The following is a 4191-nucleotide window of genomic DNA, read 5'->3' on the forward strand; positions in this document are numbered from 1 at the left end:
CCTGATCCTCGTTCCTGATCATCTCGACCTCCTCGCTCATCGAGGGGGTCAGGTCCTCATGGCGTCAGGGGGTCAGTTTGCCGTGTCGCCTGACAGCCCTGCTCAGCCAGCCGGTCGCGCACCTCGCGCAGGAAAAGACGCGGCTCCTGCTTGGAGATCCTCAGGATCAGCCCGGCATGCGCCTCGATGCGCTTCGAGGTGTGATCGCCGCCCATCGGCTTGGGCGCGACATGGCCCTCTTGGTGGGCGCGCTGCGACCAGCGGCTGGCGCTGGAGACGCTGACCCCAAAGCGAGCCGCGGCTCGGTGGCACGAGGCTCCTGCCGCCACGGCAGCCACGACACGCTCGCGTAAGTCGACGGACAAAGGTGAAGGCATCGGCGTGCTCCTTCACCCACCAACGCGCTACCCGCCAACCCGTCTCAAGCGGCACGGGACCGGCTCTAGGTGACCAATTGAACTAATCGCCCTGGCAGATCCGCTTGACCATAAGTGCGGTCAGTTGACGTTAACCTTGCTTTGTCGGAGCTGCGCCGACGACGCGCGCAGGAGCGACATGGCAGAGCGCTTTTATTTTCGCCTTAAAGGGCCAGACGCACTTATCGAAGATGAGGAGGGCGTACTGGCACGCTCGATCGAATTCGACGTAGCTGAGGCGGCGCAACTCATCGCCGATATGCATTCGCAGGGCGATTTGCCCGATCCTGACGAGCGATGGTGCGTAGAAATCCACACCGCCGATGGCGTCGTGCTTCGCTCCCTTCAGCTGTACTGAACACCGGCCGCCGGGCGCGGGAGCTTGCGCAGGGTCCGGCGGATGTGTTCGCGGAGGATGGGCGTCTCAGGTGTCGGGATGACATCCGGAGGTGTTACCGGAACTTCCAAGCCCGCCGAGGCTGAGTCGCGCATCAAGGCTCTCGTCTGTTTCAAGAGCTGCATTTAGCAGATTTTTATCGTGGATCCATCTATCATTTGATGCGGTTCAATTGCTTATTATCGCAGACTTTTGCGTAGATAAGTTATTTGGCCCCAAATACATCCCGCAAAAAAGTATCGCGCCCTCTCGGGGCGCCGAGCTAGGAAGCGCGCGGAACGATCCCGCTCCCAGTGATCAAAGCACGCCTTTTAGCGGCGGAACTCCAGCTGGCCATCGGCAGGCGGAGCCTCACAGCACAACCCGCAGAAATCTGGTTGCGTCAGGAGGTAACGGCAGGCGGGAGGTCGGCGGGAGCGGGGCAAGGTGACTTGGGAGCCCTAATACCGGCTACGACCGACAATGTTATGCGACGTGCTCGTCGCTCGGTATGCATCAACGCCGAACGAGCGCCTGAAATTGAAAGGCTCCCTGAAGTGAGGCCGGCACCATTCGCGCTCCGGCCCTCTAGGGCGCTCCTTTCCTAGCCGTCGCGCGTTCCCTCCCGGTGGCGTATGCCGGACGCCAAGCAGGAGGCTTTCATGGCTGATCAAGATCGTGCGCTTATCGAGACGCACGGCGAACAGGACATCGTCGCCTTGGCTCAATTAGGGGCGGCCGTGATCTTGGCATGGCCTTTATTGGAGCCCGACATGCAGCGCGATTTGATCGCGACGGCGTCCGTCGTGGATGGAGTTAAAAGAGACGCGCGCTTTGAGGAGGTACTCACTCGGCTTGTTCATTCGAACAATCGCAACGGAAGTTGAAGCATGCCTACCACGTTCGCCATGAACTCAGATATCAAACGCCTATGTGCGGCGGCGTTTGATGCCTGCGAGCATCGATCTCTACTTGCAAATCATGAGGATGTCGAAGCCATCGTCCGTGCCGTCTTGAAAGAGCTGCGGGAACCCAGTGAAGCGATGCGTGCGGCTGGGCAGGTAGGGCAACGTGCCTTTGATGCGATGCCCGGCGCAGGAAGCGGATACCTGTCGAGCGAGCCCTACACATTCGCCGCTATAATCGACTATGTCCTCGCCAATCCTGTCTGACCCCAACCTCGGCTCGTGGAGCAGGCGCGGCAGGCGAGGTGCTCGCAGATAGGTAGAGCATGGCCAAGGATAGGGACGTCCCCAACCGGCAAGTGCGCCCATTACCCGAAAGCCTCAACCGGCTGCTGCTTAGCGACCCCACCCAGCCGATTGGGTGGATCGAGGATCCGCTCATCGGCTACCATAGACCCTCCGTGTACGACCGCGTGCTTTGGTGGTTCAGCGTCGCGGCTTTCGCGGCGGCCGCGTTCATGACCAGTGCAAGCATGACGGTCAGGCTTCTGCGGTGAGCGACCTTGAAGCCACCGGCATCATCTTCATCGACGAGAACGGCGAGGGGACCGGGGGTTACGGCGTGCTCGGACAGGCGCTCGATTTGGTCGCGCCGGGAGGTGCCGGCGAGTGGGGGGCAGCTGGGCGAGACCGGCTGACATGAATGCTCTGACACAGCCGACAGCCGACAGCGCTATGCGACGCGTTCGTCCACCGCCACGCATCTGCATCACACGAGCGCACGAAAGAGAATGGCTATCTGAAATGAGCGGCACATCCGCGGCTTCAGTACTAAATAGGTAGGAGTAATCGAGCGCGGCCCGACCGGCTCGCGCCTTAGGGTGATTAGCAACCCCGGAGGAGGCGATGACTCGTCATTTCGCTGCCGTTCTCGCCATCCTGCCCGCCATCGCGCCGAGCTCAGCGCTTGGACAGCACTTCGGCTTTCCAGCCACGGACGCCGCATCTCGCATCAATGCGGCGTCCGCCCGGCTTGGTGAGCAAATCGATTGGGGCACGGCAACCTGCGGCGAACCGCAGCTTTCGCCCGGCACATGTACCTGGAAGCTGGGACCAGGGCTTTCACTCACGGCTCACGCGTACGACTCGCAACCTGCCGCCACGATCATCATCACCCGTTGGATGTCCGTGGACCTTCGGGACATCAAGGCGCGCCAGAAATTTGACCAGGCGTGTCGAGGGTTGATCGCGGCTTTGCTACCGAACTGGTCTGCCGCTCAGGTCAGTGCATTCGCAAGTGGGCTGATTGGTTCGGCCGAAAGAGACCGGTTGGCGAACATTGAAGCAACGGGGTTTGCTCTCTACGTCTATCCGGGGTCCACCACCTGCGAGGCGCAGCAGGCAAATGAATAGGCTTGTGTTGGTGAGGCTCACGCACAGCAGCAGCTTCCGAGTGTTCTCGAGTTGTTGACCGCGGAGCTCAAGGCCTCGCAAGTCTACGGGGGCGCCGACCCGTCGTTGTCCGTAAACAGTGCCGCCTCCGCGCCCGACTGAGCGGGCGATTGGCGCAGGCCGGCTACTGCTATGGCCGCAAGAGGCAGACCGACAAGAACCGGGAGCGGCACGCCTGTCAGCCGACCTCGGCCTCTGAATACAACATTGAGGCGGTTCAGCGGTGAGTATCGCCCGACGTTGCGCGTCGAACAGGCGTCCGCAATCGGAGATTCAGGCCCATCCTCGCTTGGCGTACCATCGTAACCTTCGAGCCAAGCCTTCCGCTCGGGCGAACGGGCTGGATATGGGCAAGCATCTTTGGGGCGCCCGACAACGCGGGCGTGAGCCCCTTCAGAAATTACCTTCAGTGTCGGCGATTGGCGCAGATCCATGACGCCCTCCTTCAGGCGAAGCCTGTTTAAGATATCCAACCCGTTGTGACCCTTCGAAGATCCCTCGCGGCTGCCTGCAGTTGGCCATCAGCGGGAGGGCGCCCGAGCATTGGACCTAACACGCATCGCGGTAAAACTCGTCGATCCGCTCAAGATTTTTTTTGATATCTGTCGAACTACTTCTCGCACCTGTTCCGAGATCCGTCAGCACCACATCATGGTAGCCTTTGCGGATATACTCACGAGCCTCTTCGTAAGCCGACTGGGTCGTGTCATGGCTTGTGATTACCGCACCTGTTCCGTTTGCATATGAGACCGTGAAACGTATCAAAACCATGCTCCTATGAAGCCAAGACAAGAAGCCCGCCGCGGCATTAGGCCGGGCGGGCTGAGATGAATCGATGCTTGAGGTAATAGGAAGACACGCGAGCGGGCGATCTGTTCCCAAGGCCCCAATCCGCCTTCGCCATCTGCCGCCCATAGTTCTGCACGATGTCGCGAAATAGGGCGCCGCTAGAGGCTGTTATGAACCTGTGGCGAGTTGAGCGGCCTGTCTGAGCATGAGGCAGACGAAAGCGACGAGGTGCAGGTCTGCCAGGGTGCTGGCA

The 4191-nt window shown here is 60.7% G+C and carries 7 protein-coding genes and 2 pseudogenes; 6 read left to right on the forward strand and 3 right to left on the reverse strand.

Going from position 1 to position 4191, the window contains the following annotated elements:
* Positions 1 to 83: 83 nt before the first annotated feature.
* Positions 84 to 377: pseudogene (locus ABIC30_RS31555) on the reverse strand (helix-turn-helix domain-containing protein); the annotation flags it as partial.
* Positions 378 to 555: 178 nt separating this feature from the next.
* On the opposite strand from ABIC30_RS31555, the gene ABIC30_RS31560 reads away from it, so the two are divergent.
* The 6 genes from ABIC30_RS31560 (at position 556) to ABIC30_RS31585 (ending at position 3110) form a co-directional block, all read left to right on the forward strand.
* The gene (locus ABIC30_RS31560; protein WP_042670407.1) at positions 556 to 774 is read left to right on the forward strand and encodes a DUF6894 family protein; all 219 of its coding nucleotides are present in this window, start codon (positions 556 to 558) and stop codon (positions 772 to 774) included.
* Positions 775 to 1454: 680 nt separating this feature from the next.
* Positions 1455 to 1679, forward strand: a complete 225-nt coding sequence (locus tag ABIC30_RS31565; protein WP_128083269.1) for a hypothetical protein — start codon at positions 1455 to 1457, stop codon at positions 1677 to 1679.
* Between the two features lie 3 nt (positions 1680 to 1682).
* A complete protein-coding gene (locus ABIC30_RS31570; RefSeq protein WP_354456821.1) occupies positions 1683 to 1964 on the forward strand; it encodes a hypothetical protein in 282 nt (93 codons plus the stop codon).
* Positions 1965 to 2023: 59 nt separating this feature from the next.
* Complete coding sequence (locus ABIC30_RS31575; protein WP_042670411.1) at positions 2024 to 2254, forward strand: hypothetical protein; 231 nt, start codon at positions 2024 to 2026, stop codon at positions 2252 to 2254.
* Positions 2251 to 2400, forward strand: coding sequence for a hypothetical protein (locus tag ABIC30_RS31580; RefSeq protein ID WP_187299633.1), 150 nt, complete (start codon positions 2251 to 2253; stop codon positions 2398 to 2400). The genes ABIC30_RS31575 and ABIC30_RS31580 overlap by 4 nt, the downstream gene beginning before the upstream one ends.
* A gap of 203 nt (positions 2401 to 2603) precedes the next feature.
* Positions 2604 to 3110, forward strand: a complete 507-nt coding sequence (locus tag ABIC30_RS31585; RefSeq protein WP_354456822.1) for a hypothetical protein — start codon at positions 2604 to 2606, stop codon at positions 3108 to 3110.
* A gap of 83 nt (positions 3111 to 3193) precedes the next feature.
* Here ABIC30_RS31585 and ABIC30_RS31920 read toward each other — a convergent pair whose 3' ends face one another.
* Together ABIC30_RS31920 and ABIC30_RS31595 are read right to left on the reverse strand one after the other, a co-directional pair.
* Positions 3194 to 3583 carry a ribosome modulation factor gene (locus ABIC30_RS31920; protein WP_494920578.1) on the reverse strand — a complete coding sequence of 130 codons (390 nt, stop codon included), beginning with the start codon at positions 3581 to 3583 and terminating at the stop codon, positions 3194 to 3196.
* Between the two features lie 523 nt (positions 3584 to 4106).
* A pseudogene (locus ABIC30_RS31595) lies at positions 4107 to 4191 on the reverse strand (IS5/IS1182 family transposase); the annotation flags it as partial.

The organism is Methylobacterium sp. 1030, assembly GCF_040544715.1.
Taxonomy (GTDB): domain Bacteria; phylum Pseudomonadota; class Alphaproteobacteria; order Rhizobiales; family Beijerinckiaceae; genus Methylobacterium.

Bases quoted from the DNA above. Each gene is read 5' to 3' on its own strand.
- ABIC30_RS31560 (WP_042670407.1), top strand. From the start codon at position 556: ATGGCAGAGCGCTTTTATTTTCGCCTTAAAGGGCCAGACGCACTTATC.
- ABIC30_RS31565 (WP_128083269.1), top strand. From the start codon at position 1,455: ATGGCTGATCAAGATCGTGCGCTTATCGAGACGCACGGCGAACAGGAC.
- ABIC30_RS31570 (WP_354456821.1), top strand. From the start codon at position 1,683: ATGCCTACCACGTTCGCCATGAACTCAGATATCAAACGCCTATGTGCG.
- ABIC30_RS31575 (WP_042670411.1), top strand. From the start codon at position 2,024: ATGGCCAAGGATAGGGACGTCCCCAACCGGCAAGTGCGCCCATTACCC.
- ABIC30_RS31585 (WP_354456822.1), top strand. From the start codon at position 2,604: ATGACTCGTCATTTCGCTGCCGTTCTCGCCATCCTGCCCGCCATCGCG.
- ABIC30_RS31920 (WP_494920578.1), bottom strand. From the start codon at position 3,583: ATGGATCTGCGCCAATCGCCGACACTGAAGGTAATTTCTGAAGGGGCT.